This is a genomic window from Phocaeicola sp. RTP21198st1_B8_RTP21198_201120, assembly GCF_040929485.1.
GTDB lineage: Bacteria > Bacteroidota > Bacteroidia > Bacteroidales > Bacteroidaceae > Phocaeicola > Phocaeicola dorei.
This window is the reverse complement of sequence record NZ_JBCOCI010000024.1, coordinates 1-20,982: the sequence shown is the minus strand read 5'-3', so window position 1 is coordinate 20,982 and position 20,982 is coordinate 1. Positions and strand designations below refer to the sequence as shown.

The 20,982-nt window shown below is 49.3% G+C and carries 17 protein-coding genes; 7 read left to right on the top strand and 10 right to left on the bottom strand.

Annotated features, from left to right (window positions below):
* Positions 1-83: 83 nt before the first annotated feature.
* Positions 84-947 carry a copper homeostasis protein CutC gene (locus tag AB5935_RS11200; RefSeq protein WP_007832527.1) on the top strand — a complete coding sequence of 288 codons (864 nt, stop codon included), beginning with the start codon at positions 84-86 and terminating at the stop codon, positions 945-947.
* Between the two features lie 90 nt (positions 948-1,037).
* Here AB5935_RS11200 and AB5935_RS11195 read toward each other — a convergent pair whose 3' ends face one another.
* Complete coding sequence (locus tag AB5935_RS11195; RefSeq protein WP_007832526.1) at positions 1,038-3,701, bottom strand: transglutaminase domain-containing protein; 2,664 nt, start codon at positions 3,699-3,701, stop codon at positions 1,038-1,040.
* Between the two features lie 81 nt (positions 3,702-3,782).
* Positions 3,783-4,517, bottom strand: a complete 735-nt coding sequence (locus AB5935_RS11190) for a potassium channel family protein (protein WP_007840321.1) — start codon at positions 4,515-4,517, stop codon at positions 3,783-3,785.
* A 166-nt stretch (positions 4,518-4,683) separates the two neighbouring features.
* On the opposite strand from AB5935_RS11190, the gene gadC reads away from it, so the two are divergent.
* Both gadC and AB5935_RS11180 read left to right on the top strand, forming a co-directional pair.
* Complete coding sequence (gene gadC, locus AB5935_RS11185; protein ID WP_007832523.1) at positions 4,684-6,261, top strand: putative glutamine/gamma-aminobutyrate antiporter GadC; 1,578 nt, start codon at positions 4,684-4,686, stop codon at positions 6,259-6,261.
* Positions 6,262-6,478: 217 nt separating this feature from the next.
* Positions 6,479-8,752, top strand: a complete 2,274-nt coding sequence (locus tag AB5935_RS11180) for a PAS domain-containing sensor histidine kinase (protein ID WP_007832522.1) — start codon at positions 6,479-6,481, stop codon at positions 8,750-8,752.
* A gap of 2 nt (positions 8,753-8,754) precedes the next feature.
* Here AB5935_RS11180 and nhaA read toward each other — a convergent pair whose 3' ends face one another.
* The 7 genes from nhaA to AB5935_RS11145 form a co-directional block, all read right to left on the bottom strand.
* Positions 8,755-10,095, bottom strand: a complete 1,341-nt coding sequence (gene nhaA / locus AB5935_RS11175) for a Na+/H+ antiporter NhaA (RefSeq protein ID WP_007854150.1) — start codon at positions 10,093-10,095, stop codon at positions 8,755-8,757.
* Between the two features lie 132 nt (positions 10,096-10,227).
* Entirely contained in the window at positions 10,228-12,009 is a 1,782-nt protein-coding gene (lepA, locus tag AB5935_RS11170) for a translation elongation factor 4 (protein ID WP_007832519.1), read from the bottom strand.
* A gap of 80 nt (positions 12,010-12,089) precedes the next feature.
* Positions 12,090-12,482 (bottom strand): type II toxin-antitoxin system HicB family antitoxin, encoded by a 393-nt coding sequence (locus AB5935_RS11165; RefSeq protein ID WP_007832518.1) that lies wholly within the window; start codon positions 12,480-12,482, stop codon positions 12,090-12,092.
* Between the two features lie 214 nt (positions 12,483-12,696).
* Positions 12,697-12,900, bottom strand: coding sequence for a winged helix-turn-helix domain-containing protein (locus AB5935_RS11160; RefSeq protein WP_007832517.1), 204 nt, complete (start codon positions 12,898-12,900; stop codon positions 12,697-12,699).
* Between the two features lie 156 nt (positions 12,901-13,056).
* Positions 13,057-13,560: a C-GCAxxG-C-C family protein gene (locus AB5935_RS11155; RefSeq protein WP_032933280.1), complete on the bottom strand. Its 504-nt coding sequence runs from the start codon at positions 13,558-13,560 to the stop codon at positions 13,057-13,059.
* A 43-nt stretch (positions 13,561-13,603) separates the two neighbouring features.
* Entirely contained in the window at positions 13,604-14,560 is a 957-nt protein-coding gene (locus tag AB5935_RS11150) for a D-2-hydroxyacid dehydrogenase (RefSeq protein WP_007832513.1), read from the bottom strand.
* Positions 14,561-14,730: 170 nt separating this feature from the next.
* Positions 14,731-16,008: a replication-associated recombination protein A gene (locus AB5935_RS11145; RefSeq protein WP_007832511.1), complete on the bottom strand. Its 1,278-nt coding sequence runs from the start codon at positions 16,006-16,008 to the stop codon at positions 14,731-14,733.
* Between the two features lie 239 nt (positions 16,009-16,247).
* Between AB5935_RS11145 and AB5935_RS11140 the strand changes: the two genes are divergently transcribed.
* Both AB5935_RS11140 and AB5935_RS11135 read left to right on the top strand, forming a co-directional pair.
* Entirely contained in the window at positions 16,248-18,323 is a 2,076-nt protein-coding gene (locus AB5935_RS11140) for a hypothetical protein (protein WP_007832508.1), read from the top strand.
* 31 nt (positions 18,324-18,354) lie between these two features.
* Complete coding sequence (locus AB5935_RS11135; RefSeq protein WP_038610269.1) at positions 18,355-19,431, top strand: hypothetical protein; 1,077 nt, start codon at positions 18,355-18,357, stop codon at positions 19,429-19,431.
* A gap of 224 nt (positions 19,432-19,655) precedes the next feature.
* On the opposite strand, the gene AB5935_RS11130 is transcribed toward AB5935_RS11135, so the two are convergent.
* The gene (locus AB5935_RS11130) at positions 19,656-19,874 is read right to left on the bottom strand and encodes a DUF4248 domain-containing protein (protein ID WP_005841452.1); all 219 of its coding nucleotides are present in this window, start codon (positions 19,872-19,874) and stop codon (positions 19,656-19,658) included.
* A 351-nt stretch (positions 19,875-20,225) separates the two neighbouring features.
* Between AB5935_RS11130 and AB5935_RS11125 the strand changes: the two genes are divergently transcribed.
* Entirely contained in the window at positions 20,226-20,714 is a 489-nt protein-coding gene (locus AB5935_RS11125; RefSeq protein WP_038610272.1) for a DNA-binding protein, read from the top strand.
* A 142-nt stretch (positions 20,715-20,856) separates the two neighbouring features.
* The gene (locus tag AB5935_RS11120; protein WP_153189162.1) at positions 20,857-20,961 is read left to right on the top strand and encodes a smalltalk protein; all 105 of its coding nucleotides are present in this window, start codon (positions 20,857-20,859) and stop codon (positions 20,959-20,961) included.
* Positions 20,962-20,982: the final 21 nt, after the last annotated feature.

Here is a 20,982-nt window from a genome sequence, read left to right as displayed (position 1 = left end):
AGAGATTGAAAGAAAATTGCTGAAACAGCCCAAAGCGCCCGATGACGTTAGTTATGTGATTGAATTAACTATTAAATAACTTTATGAGTAACAAATCAAAAATCGAGATTTGCGCCAACTCCGTGGAAAGTGCTGTGAAGGCACAACAAGCCGGTGCTTATCGTGTAGAACTATGTGCAGGTATTCCGGAAGGCGGAACAACCCCGTCTTTTGGCGAAATCCGTATGGCACGCCAATTATTGAACCAAACAAAACTACATGTCATTATCCGTCCCCGTGGCGGAGATTTCCTATATTCTCCCATCGAGCAAGAAATCATGTTGCATGATATTAAAGTGGCACGTCAGTTGGGTGCGGACGGTGTGGTGTTCGGATGTCTTACCGCAGAAGGCAATGTCGATGTACCCTTGATGCAGAAACTGATGAATGCGGTAGGCGAGATGAGTGTCACCTTCCACCGCGCTTTTGATATGTGCAGCAATCCCAAGGAGGCCTTGGAACAGATTATCGGCCTGGGTATCGACCGGGTCCTTACTTCCGGACAAGAAGCGACCGCCGAAAAGGGTATCCCTCTTTTAAAAGAATTGGTAGAACTGGCCGACGGACGAATCATCATCATGCCGGGATGCGGTGTGAATGCCGGTAATATCCGTAAGATTGCCGAAGAAACCGGAACTTCGGAATTTCATTTCTCCGGACGGAGCAGCGTAGACAGCGGCATGATTTATCGTAACTCAAAAGTATCTATGGGAGGTACTGTAAAGATAGAAGAGTATCTGAAGGATGTTACTGACCCCAACAAAGTAAAAGCCGCCTTGTCCGAACTGGCATTGAAAGACGAAAACGACAAAGCACTGGAAAAGAAAAACAAAAGCCTCAACCCCAAGAAATCAAAGAAAGAGGATGACTGGGACGATGACGATGATGATTTGGATGATGACAAGTAATAAGCAAGCATAAACGTTATTATCATATTAAACGCGGATATTCAGGGTTTCAAGCTGAATATCCGCGTTACTTTTTGTTTATACCGGATTCTACAACTTATGTATCACCTTCATCAGCTGCTCACCCAGCCCGATGGTATATCCTTGTGACACGAATACCACCCGGTTAAAGGTATCACCAATGATAAACATAGGCAAGATAGTCTTGTTAGACAACTTCATGCCTTCTGCAATCTGCTTCTGGATGGAACCGTCCACATCAATACCGTAAGTAATGGTAGCCGGTAATCCCGGGAATTCCTGCGGACGGAACTTCTTGTACTGCTCCTCATTGGGGAACAACAGCACGATTCCTCTGCCCCATTCATCAAAGTCCTTGCCCAATGCCGCAATATCGCGCAATGCATGGTTGGTAGGTTCTTGTCCGGCGCCCAGTACGGCTACAATGTAGTAACCACGTCCTGTAGTGGCAAGAATGGACTTCAGTTCATCGCTATCCATCGGTTTATAAGTAGATTCTGAATTGAAATTACCGATCACCTGAATATCATCCTTACTTTCACGCATCACCAAGTCCACCGTAGTCGTTTCTCCCGGCTTGATGGTAAAGAAAGTCAGCTGGGACAATACGCCGCCGTTAGCCAGACGAGTACCGGTCACCATCACATAATTGCCGGCATCCAGTGCCGTTCCGTTCTTCAACAGATTAGCCCAAGTAGCGCCGCCACCCATATCAATATCGCCTTCATCATAATTCAGCAATTTCAAAGTTCCGGCAGGAGTCAGTCTGGAAATAGAGAAATGAGAATAATACTTCGGATCAGCCAAAGACTTGATCGGCGTATATCTGGCAATAAACTTGCCGGTAAGTGCACTGGCCTGTTCCATTGCTTCGAAATTCACATCAATAGCACCTTCATCGCCTATCAACTGCACTTTTCCCGTCACTTCGTCTATACGTGCAGGAATACCCATGCTGCGTGCCATGGATACAAAGAAGATATCACGGCTGTGCGCATCGGCTGTACGGGCCTTCCACACCCCTTCCGGAGTGATTGGCGAGCCGCCCAGGTTGCAATCCTTGTCCACACGGATATTCCCGGCAACCCATGCAACCAGCTTCATCGGATCGGCAAGGTAAGCCTCACGATCCTGTTCGGGCACTGCTTTCTCAAAGAACCCTTTATACGGAGTAATCATTTCGTTGCTCACGCGCGGATTACGCACAAATCTGCGGAAATAATCAGCATTGGCGCACAAGTGTGAATTCATCATGTGGTCTATCAACACTTCGGAGCTTACATCACGAAGGTCTTTGGCAGAAATCTGCTGAAGCAGGTCAATGCCGCCCTTCTTTGACTTGTCCGAACGGAGACGGGCCATAAAGTCACGGATGGTTTCGTAGTTGCCACGTGATGCCACCAGCAATTTGGCAACGGCATCCTCATCCAGCTGGTATTCTTTAGCGAAATTGCGAGCCGATTCATCCGTCATGAATGTAGCCACGTAGGCATTGCGGATAGAGTCCTCCAAAGCCATGCGGCGATTGTTCTCCGCACGTTGTTCGGGAGTCACTTCGGGCATATTGGCGCCTTCCATCGGAGGAATGATATCCATATCCAGTGTATAAGCCTCGCCGGCCGTTTTGTCCAGCTTCACGGTCAAGGCATTGTCCTGTCCGAAAGACAGTTTGGAATAACCGAATTTTCCATCTTTGGAAGCCCATACCAGCATATCCCCTTTTCCGGCGGTCAGGAACGTCTTACCGTCCGCATCCGTCTGTTTGGAAGCTACGGTATAAAATTCGGCATAGTTATACACTTTGAATTCCACTTTGGCGTCAGCCACCGGTTTGCCGTCCGCATCCACGATGGTCACATCGGCTTTTGCCGTGGGAGCATAGTTGTCAATCACATTGATTTCCGTATAACGGGGAGTGCGGTACATCACTTCTTCCGGTCCGTTATAACGTCCGAACACCTTGGTGTGCATCAGCATACCCCGTGAAGCGGGAGCGTTGAACCAACCCAGATTCAGTACCGGTTCGGGCTCGCAAGCACCCAGGAAGTACCATTTGCCATCTACCCAAGCTTCCACCCAGGCATGATTGTCGTCGGTATGTGCCCAACGCGGCGTATATACCTGACGGGCAGGAATACCTACCGAACGCAAGGCAGCTACCGTGAACGTAGATTCCTCGCCACAACGTCCGTAGGCTGTCTTTACGGAAGCCAGCGGACTACTGGTACGGGCATCAGAGGGGGTATAAATCACCTTTTCATGACACCAGTGGTTCACTTCCAGCACGGCATCATATAAAGAAAGGTTTTTCACTCTGTCCTTCAGCTCCTCGTAGAATACCTTACGGCTGTCGTCCAGATTCTCGTTGTTTACGCGGATGGGCAATACAAAGTGGCGGAACTCTCGTTCGGGAACCACTTTTCCCCATGGCATCTCCTCACGCGCCTTGAAGGCGTAGTCCACATTTTCCAGATAGAATTCACCGGGATGGTCCGCTATATCCGCCAAGGGCATATAGGCGTAAAGGAAAGTCATCGCCTCCTTCTGTTCATCGCTCATGGGTTGTTCAAATACCTGGAAGAGGTTACCTTGGGTCAGCGTATCACGCCGTGCCTCAAAATCCTGCTGAACAGCGGCACGTTCAGCCTCATCACTGATTAAATGTTTGTTGTTTGTACACGAGGCGCACAGCATCAAGCCTATCCCCGCCGCACACAGAGCCAATAATTTCATCTTGTTGTTTATTTAGGTTAGCAATTTGTTATTGGCTACGAAGATAAGACTTTTTTCTTATTTTTGACGAAGTTCAAGCTATTATTTAGTATCCGCCGGCTCCGATTGTTGAGATTGATAATATTCCTCCTTCCGCTTGTTGGCCTGCTGCACCAGACTGGTGACGTATACCGTGAAGATAGGGAACATCATCATTCCCAGGGCGGCCAGCACCACCGACAGTATTTTCCCCGTAGGAGTGACGGCATAAATATTACTCCCTACGGTGGTAACATCCATAAAAGCCCACCACAGCGCACTCCAGTAGTCCGTCACCATAGGGTTCACCTTATGTTCCAGCACAAAGAAGATAAGACTGGCAAAATACACGGTGGCCATCAGCATGGTGATGTACGAGGTAAACAACCCGGACGCTTTGCTGCCCGACAGCCAGCCCACCACGATGGCTAGTGCATACCCTCCCCTCAGCAAAGGGATAAAGCGCAGGAAATAACTGATTTCGGGCGAGAAAGTGATGTGATAGAAATCAATGATATTTAAATAAGGTATAGATACCAGCAGAAAAATAAAATGGCTGGTGAAGTACCTTCCTTTTTCTTTCGAGAGGAAAAACTCCAGCAGGAAATCGAACAGGAAAAACATGCATATCCAGAACTGAATCTTCAGATAAGAACCTTGATTCAGGAAAGGGATGTTATGAAAAGTATCTATCGAGATACTGATAACCAGAAAAAGGGACATCAACAGGATGAATATATGCAAGATCCCGTAAATCCCCCTACGGGAATAGATGAATGAGGAGAAAGCTGTTTTCATAAACTATACTGATTATATTATTTTTTCTAGAAACACCCTTCCGGGTACGATTGTTTAATTCCGCATACCTTCCGGGTTAATAAACCTAAACGGATAAACATCATTTCCAAGGAGTTGTTATAAACTCCGTAAACAAAAAACATATATTTTTTAAAACCTAAACTTTATGGCAAACATTAGTAAATCAGTCAAGCTAGGGGTATTTACCCTCGCTATTATGAACGTGACTGCGGTAGTATCCCTGCGCGGGCTGCCTGCCGAAGCCGAATACGGACTGAGTTCGGCATTTTATTATTTATTCGCGGCCATCGTCTTCCTGATACCTACCTCATTGGTAGCGGCGGAACTGGCGGCCATGTTCCAGGACAAGCAAGGCGGTGTGTTCCGATGGGTGGGTGAAGCCTACGGAAAGAAATTCGGCTTCCTCGCCATCTTCCTGCAATGGGTGGAAAGCACCATCTGGTATCCCACCGTATTGACTTTCGGAGCTGTGGCACTGGCTTTTATCGGCATGAGTGACACCCATGATATGGCCTTGGCATCCAACCGCTATTACTCACTGGCGGTGGTCTTGATTATCTATTGGCTGGCCACTTTCATTTCGCTGAAAGGCATGGGCTGGGTAGGCAAAGTGGCCAAAGTAGGCGGTATGGTAGGTACGATTATTCCTGCCGGCCTGCTGATGGTACTGGCGGTGATTTACCTTGCCTCCGGCGGACAGAGCCAGATGAACTTCGACGGCAACTTCTTCCCCGACTTCAGCAACTTCGACAACCTGGTGCTGGCTTCCAGCATCTTCCTGTTCTATGCCGGTATGGAAATGGGCGGTATCCACGTAAAAGACATAGAAAATCCTGCCAAGAACTATCCGAAAGCTGTATTCATCGGTGCGGCTATTACCGTAATCATCTTCGTGCTCGGCACCTTCGCACTGGGGATCATTATTCCCGAAAAGGATATCAACCTGACTCAGAGCCTGCTGGTAGGTTTTGATAATTACTTCAAGTATGTCCATGCTTCGTGGTTGTCACCTATCATCGCCGTGGCTTTGGCATTCGGTGTGCTGGCAGGTGTGTTGACCTGGGTGGCCGGTCCGTCCAAAGGTATCTTCGCAGTGGGTAAAGCAGGCTATCTGCCTCCCTTCTTCCAGAAGACCAACGCCAACGGCGTACAGAAAAACATTCTGCTGGTCCAAGGCCTTGCCGTAACCTTGCTCAGCCTGCTGTTCGTTGTGATGCCTTCCGTACAGAGTTTCTACCAAATCCTGTCACAGCTCACCGTATTGCTTTACCTTATCATGTATCTGCTGATGTTCAGCGGCGCCATCTATCTGCGTTACAATATGAAAAAGGCTCCTCGCCCATTCCGTATCGGCAGCAAAGGCAACGGACTGATGTGGCTCATCGGCGGTCTGGGTTTCTGTGGTTCACTACTGGCATTCGTGCTCAGCTTCATTCCCCCCAGCCAGATTGCGGTAGGCAGCAACACCGTATGGTTTGCCGTTTTGATTATCGGCTGCATCGTGGTAGTCGCAGCTCCGTTCATTATCTATGCATCGCGCAAACCGTCATGGGTAGACAAGAACACACAGTTCGAACCGTTCCACTGGGAAGTACAGGCTACAACGGCACAGACAGCGGCTCCGGTTTCCGGCGCGGCTAAAAGTTCCGCTTCAAGCGCCTCTACAAACGCTGCCGCCGGACCGGCCTCTCAAAGCACCCCGACCCCGGAGCAACACAAATAACCCCCGCTAACGGGTTAGCCCATTCCTTTTTATCACAGGCTATTCCGGTTCCTTGAAAAGCAAGAAGCATGTTTTTCAAGAAGCCGGAATTGCTGTTTTCCACAAACCGGGATGGTTACTTTCCCTCTCTCTTCCAATAATTTCCTGTAAATCATAGCCGGAATTAAAGAAACATTCCTATCTTTGTCCCTTGGTTCACTTAATAATCACGTTTGACATGAAGCATAAAGCCTTTTTCATTTTTATGACAGCCCTTCTTATAGGGAGTCCGCTTTATGCACAAAAATATAAAATAGCCCTTATCCATTCCTACCAGGAAGGGTACAGCGGTGCCGGCATTGTAAACAAACTGTTTGTCAAAGGACTGAAAGACCAGCAAATAGACTTCCAGCTGCGCACTTTTTATCTGGATTGCGAGAAATATGAATCTGTAGAAGAAGAGCAACGGATTTCCGAGTTTGCAGATTCCATCCGCTCATGGGAAGGGGATTTGATTGCCGTGCTCGATGATCAGGCAACCTACTCTATCATGGCTTGCGGAAACCCGTATGTCAGGCAGATTCCCGTCGTATTCAGCGGAGTGAATTATCCCAACCAAGACTTGCTGGCACAATATCCCAACATTACGGGCTACATAGACAAACCCGATTACCTCACCACCTGCCGGATGATAGAACGCATTATGGGCAAAGTCCGCATCCACATCCTGAACGGCCGGACCGTGCTTGACCGCCTTATCTGGAAAGACCTGAGCGAACAATGCAAAGGATCGGAAATCACCCTCCACCAATGGAAAAGACAAGAGGCCCTGCCCGGCAAGCTGAATATCCCCATCAGTGACAAAGATGATACCGAATATGAATCCCTGCACGAAAAACTGAACGAATATAACCACTTGGACTCCACCATCGTAGTCCGCCTGTCCAGTGATTCCGTAGCTGCCCGCGACCTGATGTGGCTGTCCAGCGGGATCTTCAAATACTCCTTGTTCCTGTATACCAAACGGGACTATACCACCCTGCGCATCGGCAGCCTGTTCGACAATCCCGGCTTCGAAACCATCAACGAAGGATTCGGGATAAAGGAATATATGCTGGGAGGTTATTTCGCCCCCATCGAAACACAGCTAAGCGACATGACCGCCGGCATCAAAGAAAGACTGCAAGGAAAGATACCCGTCCCGGCAGTAAAACAAATCGCCAAACAGCATCTGGTCAACTGGCAGGCCATGAAGAGATACCAGATCCCCCCTGAAAGCATTCCACCGGAATATACCATCATGTACAGGCCGTGGAGGGAAAAATACGCAACCCCCATCCTGATTCTTGCAAGCCTCCTGGTCTTCACACTCCTTGTGGGGATAGCCTACCTTATTTATATCTATACACTGGAAAAAGGACGGAAAAAAGAAGCCTTGCGCAACCTCAGGTTCGAACACGAAGCATTAACGCTTGCACTGGAAGGAGGAAAAACCTACGCCTGGTGTTTCGACGGAAAAACAGCCGTGTTCGACCAAGCTTTCTGCGAACTGACCAACCGTTCCCAAAACCTGTTGGAAATAAAGGAAATAGCCAACTATGTACACCCCGGCGACCAAGCCCAGTTCAGAAAAAACGTATCCAACATATTACACCGGCCACGAAGAACAGCCCAATACCGTTGCAAATTCGACGACACCGGTTACCAATGGTGGGAATTCAGATACAGCGTGTTGCAGCATTATGAACAAAATCCTATCATCACCGGACTTCTGGTAAACATTCAGGAGATCAAAGACAAGGAAGAAGAACTGATACGTGCCCGCAAACTGGCGGAACAGGCGGAACTGAAACAATCCTTCCTGGCCAACATGAGCCATGAAATCCGTACTCCGCTTAATGCCATCGTGGGATTCTCCAACCTGCTCACTACCGAGAAAAACATCTCGGAAGAAGAGAAAAAAGAATTTGCCTCCATCATAGACAACAATACCAGACTCTTGTTGAAACTGGTCAATGATGTGCTGGAACTATCCCGTATAGAATCCGGCAATATGTCCTTTCATTGTGAGGATTGCAGCGCGCATCATTTTGCAGAAACGGTCTATCAGACCCATCAGGTAATTATTCTCCCTCCTGTGGAATTCATCAAAGAATTTCCCGACGAGGATGTGACCATACACATAGACCGTATGCGCCTCACCCAAGTCATCACCAACTTTTTGGGAAACGCCAAGAAGTTCACCTCCCAAGGACACATCAAACTGGGTTATTTCTGCGACAAAGAGAAAAAGGAAATCCATTTCTTCGTAGAAGATACCGGTGCGGGAATCCCTAAAGAAGAATTACAAATGATATTCGAACGGTTCTACAAGCGGAATGAATTTGTACAGGGTGTAGGACTGGGACTCGCCATCAGCAAGGTCATTGTAGAAAAAATGAACGGACACATCGATGTGCAATCCGAGGTGAACAAGGGCAGCCGTTTCACCGCCGTACTGCCCTATCTGTAATTTTATTCCTGTGCAGGCTGTTTAGGCAAGGCGAACTGCAAGACCAGATACGCCAGCACACCCGCCAGCACCGTTCCCAGTATGACACCCATCTTTGCCTGCGTCAGCAACACCGGTGAATCCCCGAAAGACAGGTTGGCTATAAACAAAGAAACCGTAAAACCGATACCGCCCAAAAGACAGACACCTGTCAGGTTCACCCAGGTCATGCCTTTCAGCAGTCCGGCGAACCCCATCTTTATCACCAGCCAGGTAAAGAAATAAATGCCGGCAAACTTACCCGCCAGCAATCCCGCCAGCACCGCCCAAGTAGCCATCCCCACTTCCAAGCCACCATGATCCGCCGTGAGCGAGACACCCGCATTGGCAAAGGCGAACAAGGGAAGAATAATATAATTCACCATTCCATGCAGACTGTCTTCCAATGACTGCAAGGGAGATATGACACGGTCCGAGGAAGACTCGATGCTTTTCAGCACATTGATCTGCATCTTGCTTAACACAACACCTTCCTTGTCACTGGCAGGAAAGACAGCAATGTTCTCCCGGATGCGGTTAATGTACTTACCTATCTTGTAATGAGGAGTGGCGGGAACCGTGAAGGCTGCGACAACTCCCGCAATGGTAGCGTGGATGCCGCTCTGCAAAAACAGATACCACATAATCACTCCCCAGAAAATATAAAACCAACGGTTGCGCACCCGGAAGAAATTCCCGCCGCAAAGTATCAGCAGGATACCCGCCGAAGCAATCAGGTAGTTCACCGCCAGATGAGAAGTGTAAAAAAGAGCGATGACCAGAATGCCGCCGATATCATCGACCACAGCGAAAGCAGTCAGAAAGACTTTCAAGCTCAGCGGAACCCGCTTGCCGAACAGGCTGAGCACTCCCAGCGAAAAAGCGATATCCGTAGCCATCGGTATGGCCAGGCCACTTTGGGCCGGAGTTCCCGCCGTCATGAAATAATAGATCAGCACCGGAACCAGCATACCGCCGCACGCCGCCACGATGGGCAAAAGCGCCTGCCGGAAACTGGACAATTCGCCCACCAGTATCTCACGCTTTATCTCCAGTCCCACACTGAAGAAAAAGACAGCCATCAAAGCATCGTTGATAAAAGTCATCAAGGTCATGTGATGCCCGTTATGACTAAAGAAATTAAATTCTCCTATCTGAAGATGCACTTCGTAATTCCAAAAGGAGGCATAAATATCCCCCCACGGAGAATTGGCCAGGAACATAGCCAGCAAGACTACCCCCATCAGCAACATCCCTCCATTAATATGATAGTGCGCCGCTCGCTGGAAGGAAAAGTTCAAGTTCAGAATTTTCAGTTTTTCCATATCAATTGAATTTAAGAGTTTGTGATAAATTGCCATCAAAACACAAGCCCTTTCTGTTATTGACTTTTTAATTTCAACTAACAGAAAGAGCCCGCTTATTGTTTGCTCCTCAGAGCTTGTTTTATTCTTGAATTAATCCAGCTTCAGAACGGCCAGGAACGCCTTTTGCGGTACTTCCACATTACCGATCTGTTTCATTCGTTTCTTACCTCTTTTTTGTTTTTCCAACAATTTACGCTTACGGCTCACGTCACCGCCATAACACTTCGCGGTCACATCCTTGCGCACCGCCTTGATAGTTTCCCTTGAGATAATCTTGGCCCCGATAGCTGCCTGGATAGCAATATCAAACTGCTGGCGCGGAATCAGCTCTTTCAGTTTCTCGCACATACGCTTGCCCAGGTTATAGGCATTGTCCACATGGGTCAGGGTAGAAAGCGCATCCACCGGCTCACCGTTCAACAAGATATCCAGCTTCACCAGTTTGGAAGGGCGGAAACCCGACTGATGGTAGTCAAAGGAAGCATATCCTTTCGAAATACTCTTCAGCTTGTCATAAAAATCAATCACGATTTCACCCAGCGGCATCTTGTAGTGAATCTCCACCCGGTTGCCCGACACATAATTCTGCCGCACCAATTCGCCACGCTTGCCCAGACACAGCGTCATGATAGGGCCGATGTAATCGGTGGCGGTAATGATCGTGGCGTCAATGAAAGGTTCCTCGATGTGGTCAATCAGCGTCGGATCGGGCATACCGCCGGGATTATGTACCTCATTGGCATGTCCCTGCTTGTCATATACCATGTACGACACGTTGGGCACGGTCGTGATCACATTCATATCAAACTCGCGGTCCAGACGTTCCTGAACGATTTCCATGTGAAGTAATCCCAGGAAACCGCAACGGAATCCGAATCCCAGAGCCAGTGAGGACTCCGGCTGGAAAGTCAGCGAGGCGTCATTCAGCTGAAGTTTCTCCAGCGAGGCGCGGAGGTTCTCGTAATCTTCCGCCTCGATAGGATAGACCCCGGCAAACACCATCGGCTTCACTTCCTCGAATCCGGCAATCGCCTTGTCACACGGACGGGCAATGTGAGTGATGGTATCCCCCACCTTCACCTCGCGCGAAGTCTTGATGCCCGAAATGATATACCCTACGTCTCCTGTACGCAACTCCGTGCGGGGAATCATGTCCATTTTCAGCACACCGATTTCATCTGCATCATACTCCTTGCCGGTATTGAAAAATTTCACCTTGTCCCCTTTGCGGATCACGCCGTTCTCTATTTTAAAATAAGCGATGATTCCACGGAAAGAATTGAATACCGAGTCGAAAATCAAAGCCTGTAGCGGCGCCTCCTCGTCACCCGTCGGGTGCGGGATACGTTCCACCACCGCTTTCAATATCTCCTCCACACCCATTCCGGTTTTGCCGGAGGCACGGATAATATCCTCACGTTTGCAGCCCAGCAGGTCGATGATTTCATCTTCCACCTCATCGGGCATGGCACTCGCCATATCACATTTGTTCAGCACGGGAATGATTTCCAGGTCATGCTCCAACGCCATGTACAGATTCGAGATAGTCTGCGCCTGCACTCCCTGCGAAGCGTCCACAATGAGCAGCGCCCCTTCACAGGCGGCTATGGAACGGGATACCTCGTATGAAAAGTCCACGTGTCCCGGAGTGTCAATCAGATTCAGTACATACTTCTCTCCCCCATACTCGTATTCCATCTGGATGGCATGGCTTTTGATCGTAATACCTCTCTCCTTTTCCAGGTCCATATCGTCAAGCATCTGTCCTTCGGTTACCTGAATGGTTTTTGTGAACTCTAACAAACGGTCGGCCAAGGTGGACTTCCCGTGGTCTATATGTGCTATAATGCAAAAATTACGGATATTCTTCATCTTTAACAGCTATCTATTTAAAAAACAAGTTTCTTGCTTTCCGGGCGCAAAGATACGTAAAAAGAACAAGATTTTAAAGACTATAATAAATTTATAGCAGACAATTCCCTACTCAAAGACTGTATGCCTTTCTGGATCTTTTCCAACTGCTGCCTGCGAGGTTTATGCACTCCGGCTGCATAATGCCACAACTGACGTTCATTGATTCCGGTAATCCGGCTCAAAGCAGCCTTGGTGAAGATGCTGCTATAATAGTTGATAAAAGTAGCGGCATCTATCTTAAATTTCAATTCAAACTCTCCCGACAAGACTTCACAAGGATTCGGATTATCTTCCAGATACAACTCAATTGCCTCCTTCATGTTATCCTCAATCTCCTTTATGTCATTGCCTACAGTAATAACGGGAGCACCTTCGATATAAGCACTCAAGTTCTTTCCTGCGTGTTCTACAATCACTTCCACTGTTTTCATAATACAAAACCGTTTTCCAGCAACATCGTTACAACGTCTTTCACTGATTTGTAACTCATAACGTTTTGGACTTAATTACCCTGCAAATATAGTAATAATACGAATACTATTCAAAGAAATGATTCATCATTTTACTATAATATACAAAAAAATGCGTTGACAACATACAAAACGATGTGCCAACGCATTTTTTTATGAGTTTAAAATCTTCTTCTTACACTAATTTTACAAAGATCTCGCCTTCCACTTCAGAAGTAACGACCTTATCTTCTCTCAGTAACCAGCCCAGCCCCAGGAAGAAATCCTTGTCAGCTTTCAGTTTGGCTGCTTTCTTGATTTGTTTTTGTGTCAAACCTTCAGTTCCATTCAATGCTTCCCAGATCTGTCCGGCCAAAGCACCTGCTTTTTCTTTCAACATTTTCAATTTGCTTTTAGTTAAACGTTAACCGCACCCACACATTCCTATGTGAATGTTTGTGTTTCTTATCGCTTGCAAAGATACACAAAATTATGTTATTCAACACTTTTGCATCAAAAAAGTTTGTATTTCTATAAGAAAAAGCGATTTTTCAACCTATTTTTTTTGTTTTTCGAGGTGTTCGCTCCAAATCCTGGCCGCTTCCTCTACCATTCTTGCACAAGGACGCTTGGCATAATACTGTTCCGTCCTTGCTTCCGGCGTGGATACTACCGGCTCTTTTCTGGACAATCCCAGCAAATCGGCACACCGCAGGGCGCCGTTCCGCTTCTTGAATTCTTCGGCCAGTTCCTGCACCAGAGCGTAATTCGCCGCCTTGCTCTCACGGTCTTTCCCCTCGACGGCGCACTTCTCCAGCCCGGCCAGCAGGAACATGCCGCAAGCAGCACCGCAGGTCTCACGCATCCGCCCTATACCGCCGCCGAAAGAGGCGGACATGTGCAGGGCCTGTTCACGGGTGAAACCATACAGATCGGCAAAAGCCGTCACTACGGACTGGGAGCAGTTATATCCTTCCCTGAACAAAGCTACAGCCTTTGCCACTCTATCTTCTTCCCTAACTTCCGGATGCAAACCCAACGTATTCTTGTCTTCCTCCATTCTTCTCACCTCCTTCTTTTCTTCCCGTCTTTTTCCTTTGTTCTCATTCCGCCACATTATTTACAATCTCACCCTTGATAAATCCTTTCAAGTTCCCCACCGCAATCTGCATCAGCCGGACACGGGCTTCTTTCGTGGCCCAGGCGATATGCGGCGTAATGAAGCAGTTCTTCGCCGTCAGCAAGGGGTTGGTATATTGGGGAGGCTCGGAAGAAAGCACGTCCAGTCCGGCAGCCGCTATCACGCCCTTGTTCAGTGCGTCGGCCAGGTCTTTCTCGTTTACCAAGGGACCGCGGCCGGTATTTATCAGAATAGCTGTCGGTTTCATAAGGGCCAGGCGGGTGGCATTGACCAGTTCTTTGGTATCGGGGGTAAGGGGGCAGTGCAGGCTCACCACGTCACATTCGCAGAAAAGCTCATCCAGCTCCATTTTCCGGATTCCTCCGGGAAGTTGTGACTGCGGCTTGGAAGTATAGGCGCATACCTGCATTCCGAAAGCGGCAGCAATGCGCGCCGTCGCCTGTCCGGTGTTTCCCAAGCCGATGATTCCCAGCTTCTTCCCGTCCAGTTCCACCAGGTCGGTATCCCAATAGCAGAAGTCGGGATTATTTGCCCAACGCCCGTGACGGTTGGCATAGGCATAATGGCCTACACGCTGGGTGATGTTCAGTATATGCGCAAAGACCATCTGGGCAACGGAAGCGGTGCTGTAGGCAGGTATGTTGGTGACAATGATGCCCCGCGCTTTCGCAGCCTGGATGTCCACAATATTATATCCTGTAGCCAGCACGCCGATGTATTTCAAGGCGGGCAGAGCGGCCATATCCTCCGCCGTAATCACCGTTTTATTTGTAATCAGCACTTCCGCTCCGGCAGAACGCTCCAATAACTCGGCAGGGGCCGTGCGGTCATATACCGTCAGCTCGCCCAACGCCTGCATCTCCTCCCATGACAAATCACCGGGATTCAATCCGTAACCGTCTAAAACTACTATTTTCATATTTTCAAAAATTAAATTTCATATTTTGTTCATTTATTCGGTTAGATTGGAACGCGAATGACGCAAATTAACAGCTGCACAGCATGGATATAAACCGGCCGGAAGGTTGGATTTATGTCATTTGCGTTCCAATTTTTAATTTTATAGCACAGGATCAATGCTATTCATTTTCATTCCTTGAACCGTTCCCCCCAGAGGCTCTGCATCCGTTCCTTTATCTTCGCTTCCTGCGCATTGTTCTGCGGATGCCAGATGCGGCTGCCCTTCACCTCGTCCGGCAGGAACTGCTGCTGCACGAAATTGCCCTGATAGGCATGTGCATACTTATAATCCTTGCCATAGCCCAACTGTTTCATCAGCTTGGTGGGTGCGTTGCGCAGATGCAAGGGAACAGGCAGGTTGCCCGTCTGCCGCACCAGTTCCAGGGCGCTGTTGATCCCCTCGTATGCCGAGTTGCTCTTAGGGCTGGTGGCCAGATACACCGTAGCTTCCGCCAGCGGGATACGCCCCTCAGGCCATCCTATCTTCATCACGGCATCAAAAGCAGCGTTCGCCAGGAGCAATGCGTTGGGATTGGCCAGACCGATATCCTCGGCTGCCGAAATGACTAGCCTGCGGGCTATGAAAGCCGGGTCCTCTCCGGCCTCCACCATACGCGCCAGCCAGTAGAGCGCCCCGTCCGGATCACTTCCGCGGATGGACTTGATAAAGGCGGAAATGATATCATAATGCATCTCTCCATCCTTGTCATACGCCAACGGATTCTGCTGCAGACGCTCGGTCACCTTCTCATCCGTAATCACAATGGTTCCGGCATCCGCATCCGCTTCCACCACCAATTCCAGTATGTTCAGCAACTTGCGGGCATCGCCTCCCGAAAAGCGGAGCATGGCATCCGTCTCCTTCAGCTCTATCTTCTTTTCTTTCAGTATCACATCCTTTGCGATGGCATTATGCAGCAGTTCCAGCAAATCTTCCTTCTCCAATGATTTCAACACATACAACTGACAACGGGAGAGCAAGGGCCGGATCACCTCGAACGAGGGATTCTCGGTGGTGGCGCCTATCAGGGTCACCACTCCCGTCTCCACCGCCCCCAACAAGGAATCCTGCTGGGACTTGCTGAACCGGTGGATTTCATCAATGAACAGGATGGGACTGGCCTGCGAGAAAAAACGGTTGCTTCTCGCCTTCTCTATCACATCGCGCACATCCTTCACACCGGAAGTGACCGCGCTCAGTGTATAAAAAGGAGTTTCCAGCTTGTTGGCTATGATCTGCGCCAGCGTAGTCTTTCCCACCCCCGGAGGCCCCCAAAGGATAAAGGAGGAGATGCGTCCCGCATCAATCATCTTGCGCAAGACAGCCCCCGGCCCCACCAGGTGTTTCTGACCTATATAATCGTCCAATGTCTTCGGACGCAAACGTTCTGCTAAAGGTTGTGCCATATCTTCATCTTTATTTCGGATAACAAAAATACAGCATATTTTCCGATGAACAAAGCCCAGGGCAACAATATAGGATTTATTTTTTTAAGGCAGAAAAACAAAAGAACATAAAAAACAGGGGCTCATATAAAATGCAATACGGGTTCTTTGTTCATCTGATCTAAAACAATTATTTTTGCAACCCTTTTTCAAAAGAGTGATTATTTCAAATTTAAATGTAATTCTAATAAAGACAGACGATGAAAAAACTTTTTTCCACCAGCCTGTTGATTTTAGCAGGTATGCTTTTACTGCTGGGCGGCTGCAAAGAGGACGAACTTCCGGTTTCCGGAGAAGGAAACGTGGCAAACAATGAATTGCCCGTCCGGCTGGCCGAAACGGATTATAACCCGGACAACACGTATTACCTGCTGAATGACAATGAATCCCAGGATGTTTATTTCGACTCCAGCCAGCGCAGCTTCTACGTCAGCCAGCCTCTTCAGTTCGGAATGGACGACGAGCACTGTTTCCAACTCCGTTTCTATAGTCCCAGAGCCTTGAAAAACGTGACTTTCTGGGCCAGGATAGACGGTTACGAGGAAGAATTCAAGTTCATGTCGCTGGAAAAGATCATGCCTTTCCAGCAACTCCGGGTACACATACCGTTCGCCACCAAGGACCTGACCGCCTATACCCGCAGCGGAAAGAAAATACGGATCATGGCAAACCCCTACCTCACGGAAGAAAACCTGACCTTCACCGTAGAGTGTGACGACCCGTACTGGGCAAGGCTGCAATCCATCCGTTGCAAATGGTACATCGCCTTCGGCAGATACAGTGACACCCAGGACAGCTGGAAGTACAAGATGAAGGCTTCGCACACGCGTGAGGCGGTGGCCATCGCGCTGAACATGGGATATATGTTCTCGTCGGAACGGTTCAAGACCGCCCTGTACGAGTTCGGCCCGCTGCACAGCAACAATGACAAGGCGGAAATAGACAAGACCGCCCTGCTGGCCAACGTGCTCAACCACCGCGGACTGACCTTCGGCTATACCACCGGCGTGATGGGACTGGGCGGAGGAACCACCTTCGGCATGCATGAAGTGTGTTATCTGGAACACTATGCCGATGACAAAAGCATCACCGAAACCATATTCCACGAGTTTGCCCACTGTGTGGGCTACGGCCATGCGGGAAACATGACCTACGAACAGACGGGACCGGGGTGGATCACCCTGTGCAACAACGTATATGTGGCGCTGTCGCTGGACAAGGAGCTGCCCGTCTATTCCCGCCGCTTCCTGCACACCCGCTGGAGCAGAAACCGTTATTTTGATGATATATACGTGGCTTCGAAACACATTATCGAAGATCCGGAACTCGATGCGCTGGACGGTGGCCTGTCTCCCCTGCGCGGAGAAACCGACCGGGGAGGAAACGACGGGGAGCCGGTGGCGTTCAAGCTGGATTATACCGACTTGCCCGGCGCTACGGGAACCACCTTCCGCCCCAAGGATGTATATGTGTACGGAGATACCCTGTATGCCGTGAACGATGCGGACAACCATTACAGCGTAGAGGTGTTCGGCCTTGCCGGCAGCGGCAAGAAGCACTTGGGAAGCATCAAGGAATGGAAGCACGGAGAAGTTACCGGGAAATTCGGCGGCCGCCCGAACGGTGTCACCCGTGCCCACGACAAGATTTATGTCACCCACGAAGGAAGCCGTACCGAGATTTTTGATGCGAAGAGCCATCAGTTCCTTACCTGCATAGGCAATGGAAGCTGGGGAACAGGGCCCACGCAGACCGTACATGCCTTCGATGTGCTGCTCTACAAAGGGCTGGTCATGATACACGACAAACGCTACGTCAACTTTGTAGAAGAGCAGGCTATACAGTCCGGAGTGACTCCGCGGATTTATGTACGTTCCGAACATCTGGGCGAGACAAACGGCACTTACGGCATGGCAGTGGACGAACAGACCGGCCTGCTCTACTCCACCCATCCCGCCAAACGCATAGACCTGTTCGCCCCCGACGGGATACGGGAAGGAGTTTCCCCCAAACGTACCGGGCAACTGGCTTATAAAAATGTACCCTACGACTTGGATTTCTACGAAGGAAGGCTGTTTGTAAGTTCCAACGGCACAGAAAAGTTCTGTGAGGTCAATCCCCGGACAGGAGAGATCGTAAAGGACCATACCACCATCGGCGGCATCACCCTGCAAGCACCCGAGAAGTTCTGTATCCGCCGCCACACGCTGTTCATCACCGACCGCGTGAAAAACGGGACATGCGTTTACGCCATCCCCATGAGTGAGCTGAAATAAATATATACCTATATAATATAGTAAGAACAACATGAAAATATACGCTTATATCCTGATTGTGCTGTCCGGAGTCCTGACGGCACAATGCAGCAAAGTCACCCTGGATGAAATCTGCGGCTACCCCTCCGCTCCCGGCGGAGGAAACGGGGAAGGAGAAGGAAACGGTGATTATAACAGTTACTGGTATTACTCGTATGAGGCGGCGCAACTGATTGATGCGGAAACCCTGGGCATGGAAACGGCCGAGGATTTCACCCCTTATACCGTCGCCCATCTGGGGGATACCCTTTTCATCGCAAACATCGGAAAGGCAGGCAGCAGCCTGTTGCTGTTCAGTATAAAGAAAGGTGAACGGCTGGGAACCTTGCAGAGCTGGCAGCACGACGGCGGGGAGAAGAGTTTCGGAAGTCAGATAGAGGCCATCGTCCCGTCGGGCAACCGGCTGTATGTGGCCGAACGCCAGTCGCGCATCCATGTATTCCGGTTGCCGGAACTGTCCTACCTCACCTGCATAGGCAACGGGCAATGGAGCGGCCCCGTATTCCAGGCACAGGCCATGACGGTAAAGGACGGGCTGATTTTCGCACGCGACAAGAACGGAATGGTCAGCATTTACAAAGAGGAGGATGCCACCCCGGAAAATTACCAGAAGGTGAACCGCTACCGCCGGGCATCCGGCAACGGCAGTCCGGGCAACAACGGCTTTGCCAGCCATTCCATGCAGCCCGATGCGGAAGGGCATCTGCTGCTCACGGATTATGAAGGAAAGAAAATACGGGTGCTCGATCCGGCACTGGTCAACGATGATATGGCAAACGACGCTTCCATCGATCTGGACGATCTTTCCCTGTCGCCCGGCTTCAAGCCCAAGACACTGGCGTTGTGCGGCGACCGCTGGTATGCTACCGGCGATAATGACGCCATCAACATATATGAACGCCAGTCCAACGAATGGAGCAAGAAAATAAAAACTGTAAAAGGATATGCTTTTTCCCAGCCTGCCCGCATCTATGCGCAAAACGACTCTGTGCTATGGGTTTCGGACACGCACAATTCCAAACGGACACTGGTGAAAATGCTGGTGCATAAGGGGGAAATACGGGAATAGAGGTTCTATTCCGTTCTTTATTCAGAATGAAAATGACACGAATGGCGCAAATTGGGTTTATATCTCTGATTGGCGTCATTCGTGTCATTTTCATTCACATATATCAACATTGCCAATCTTTCAATGCAACTGTCAACACGAACCGGTCGTTCACTTGCAATATCGATTACGTAATTGGGGAAGCTATTCTTTTTATTTGGCTGCACACCCATCACAATCCCCTTTCACGGCTCCCCTATCGCCCCCACAATCAGCTGTACCTGAGCCGGCATATAGGTACGGCAGCTCAAACCACTGCCCATCTTCTCCAGCTCCTCCCTGAGGTGAGGATAATAGTCAATCCAATACTGCAACTTACGGTAAGCCACCTGCGGATTCAAATCCGGGAAATAACACAGGGCCAGTTCGGTGCGGCCGTACGTGCGTATCTCAAAATTCTCCATACATTCCATACTTTTTATTTACTTCCATAAAAGTACGAAAAACGGACGAGAAGAAAGAATGTTTTTCCAACAATAATCAACTAGAATCAACTGTTATCAACCACAATCCACCGGAATCAACTTTCCGGAATCCGCACATCGTATCTTTGTAATGTCGGGACGATGAAGGCGAAAGATCTATAATCTTACAGCTGTAAGATATAGGATCTTACACGTGAAAGATAGGGTTCTTTCAGCAGTCGGCAACCAGTGGCAGACGGTTAATGGACAGTGACTGACGGCTGACTTACTTCATTCCCCGGCAACAGTGTTTCTTAATTCTCAATTATCAACTTTTAATTTTAACAGACTATGGTAAATTACAGTATCGTTATGCGTAGCAATCCGATGGACGTGGACGCCGCCAAGAAGGCCTACGCCAGTGCACAGTATTCGGAAGTGATGGACATCAACCGCTTTGCCGAGCACATTGCCAGCCACGGCTGTGTGTACAAGCGTGCGGACATCGTGGCTATCCTCACCATGGCAGTGGACTGCATGAGGGAACAGCTTCTGGGAGGACAGAAGATACAGCTGGGCGACTTGGGGGATTTCTCCATCAGCATCAACAGTATAGGAGCGGAAAGCGCTGCCGACTACAATCCTGCCATCCATGTCAGAAAGCTGAATGTGAACTGGAGTGCCGGAACACGTTTCCAGAACTTGCAGGAGGAAGCTATGTTCAATCTGGTGGCTACGCGCAAGGCGGCCCGACTGGTGGTGAAGGCGCTGAAAGCCGGAAAGACCAGTGTGGATCTTACCGGAGAGGCGAAGGAGCCGGAAAACGGAGGACAGGCCTGACGGAACCCCAGTACGACGGAGGCAAGACACGACGCTAAAGGGCTGAATGTGCCCCAATGAAAAACGGCTTGTCATAGGGGCACATTCAGCCCTTGGCTTCCATTACAATTCACTTATTATCAACCTCTAAAACAAAATTCCAATGAGTTCAAGAACAATGAAAAACACCTGGACACTGATTCTGAAAGTAATCATCACCGTAGCCACCGCCGTTGCCGGCGCACTCGGCCTGAACGCCTGCATCTGATGAACAGGAGAACCATCACCT

What these genes read in the sequence shown, in the direction of transcription:
- AB5935_RS11200 (WP_007832527.1), top strand. Translation starts at nt 84, where the DNA reads ATGAGTAACAAATCAAAAATCGAGATTTGCGCCAACTCCGTGGAAAGT.
- AB5935_RS11195 (WP_007832526.1), bottom strand. Translation starts at nt 3,701, where the DNA reads ATGAAATTATTGGCTCTGTGTGCGGCGGGGATAGGCTTGATGCTGTGC.
- AB5935_RS11190 (WP_007840321.1), bottom strand. Translation starts at nt 4,517, where the DNA reads ATGAAAACAGCTTTCTCCTCATTCATCTATTCCCGTAGGGGGATTTAC.
- gadC (WP_007832523.1), top strand. Translation starts at nt 4,684, where the DNA reads ATGGCAAACATTAGTAAATCAGTCAAGCTAGGGGTATTTACCCTCGCT.
- AB5935_RS11180 (WP_007832522.1), top strand. Translation starts at nt 6,479, where the DNA reads ATGAAGCATAAAGCCTTTTTCATTTTTATGACAGCCCTTCTTATAGGG.
- nhaA (WP_007854150.1), bottom strand. Translation starts at nt 10,095, where the DNA reads ATGGAAAAACTGAAAATTCTGAACTTGAACTTTTCCTTCCAGCGAGCG.
- lepA (WP_007832519.1), bottom strand. Translation starts at nt 12,009, where the DNA reads ATGAAGAATATCCGTAATTTTTGCATTATAGCACATATAGACCACGGG.
- AB5935_RS11165 (WP_007832518.1), bottom strand. Translation starts at nt 12,482, where the DNA reads ATGAAAACAGTGGAAGTGATTGTAGAACACGCAGGAAAGAACTTGAGT.
- AB5935_RS11160 (WP_007832517.1), bottom strand. Translation starts at nt 12,900, where the DNA reads ATGTTGAAAGAAAAAGCAGGTGCTTTGGCCGGACAGATCTGGGAAGCA.
- AB5935_RS11155 (WP_032933280.1), bottom strand. Translation starts at nt 13,560, where the DNA reads ATGGAGGAAGACAAGAATACGTTGGGTTTGCATCCGGAAGTTAGGGAA.
- AB5935_RS11150 (WP_007832513.1), bottom strand. Translation starts at nt 14,560, where the DNA reads ATGAAAATAGTAGTTTTAGACGGTTACGGATTGAATCCCGGTGATTTG.
- AB5935_RS11145 (WP_007832511.1), bottom strand. Translation starts at nt 16,008, where the DNA reads ATGGCACAACCTTTAGCAGAACGTTTGCGTCCGAAGACATTGGACGAT.
- AB5935_RS11140 (WP_007832508.1), top strand. Translation starts at nt 16,248, where the DNA reads ATGAAAAAACTTTTTTCCACCAGCCTGTTGATTTTAGCAGGTATGCTT.
- AB5935_RS11135 (WP_038610269.1), top strand. Translation starts at nt 18,355, where the DNA reads ATGAAAATATACGCTTATATCCTGATTGTGCTGTCCGGAGTCCTGACG.
- AB5935_RS11130 (WP_005841452.1), bottom strand. Translation starts at nt 19,874, where the DNA reads ATGGAGAATTTTGAGATACGCACGTACGGCCGCACCGAACTGGCCCTG.
- AB5935_RS11125 (WP_038610272.1), top strand. Translation starts at nt 20,226, where the DNA reads ATGGTAAATTACAGTATCGTTATGCGTAGCAATCCGATGGACGTGGAC.
- AB5935_RS11120 (WP_153189162.1), top strand. Translation starts at nt 20,857, where the DNA reads ATGAGTTCAAGAACAATGAAAAACACCTGGACACTGATTCTGAAAGTA.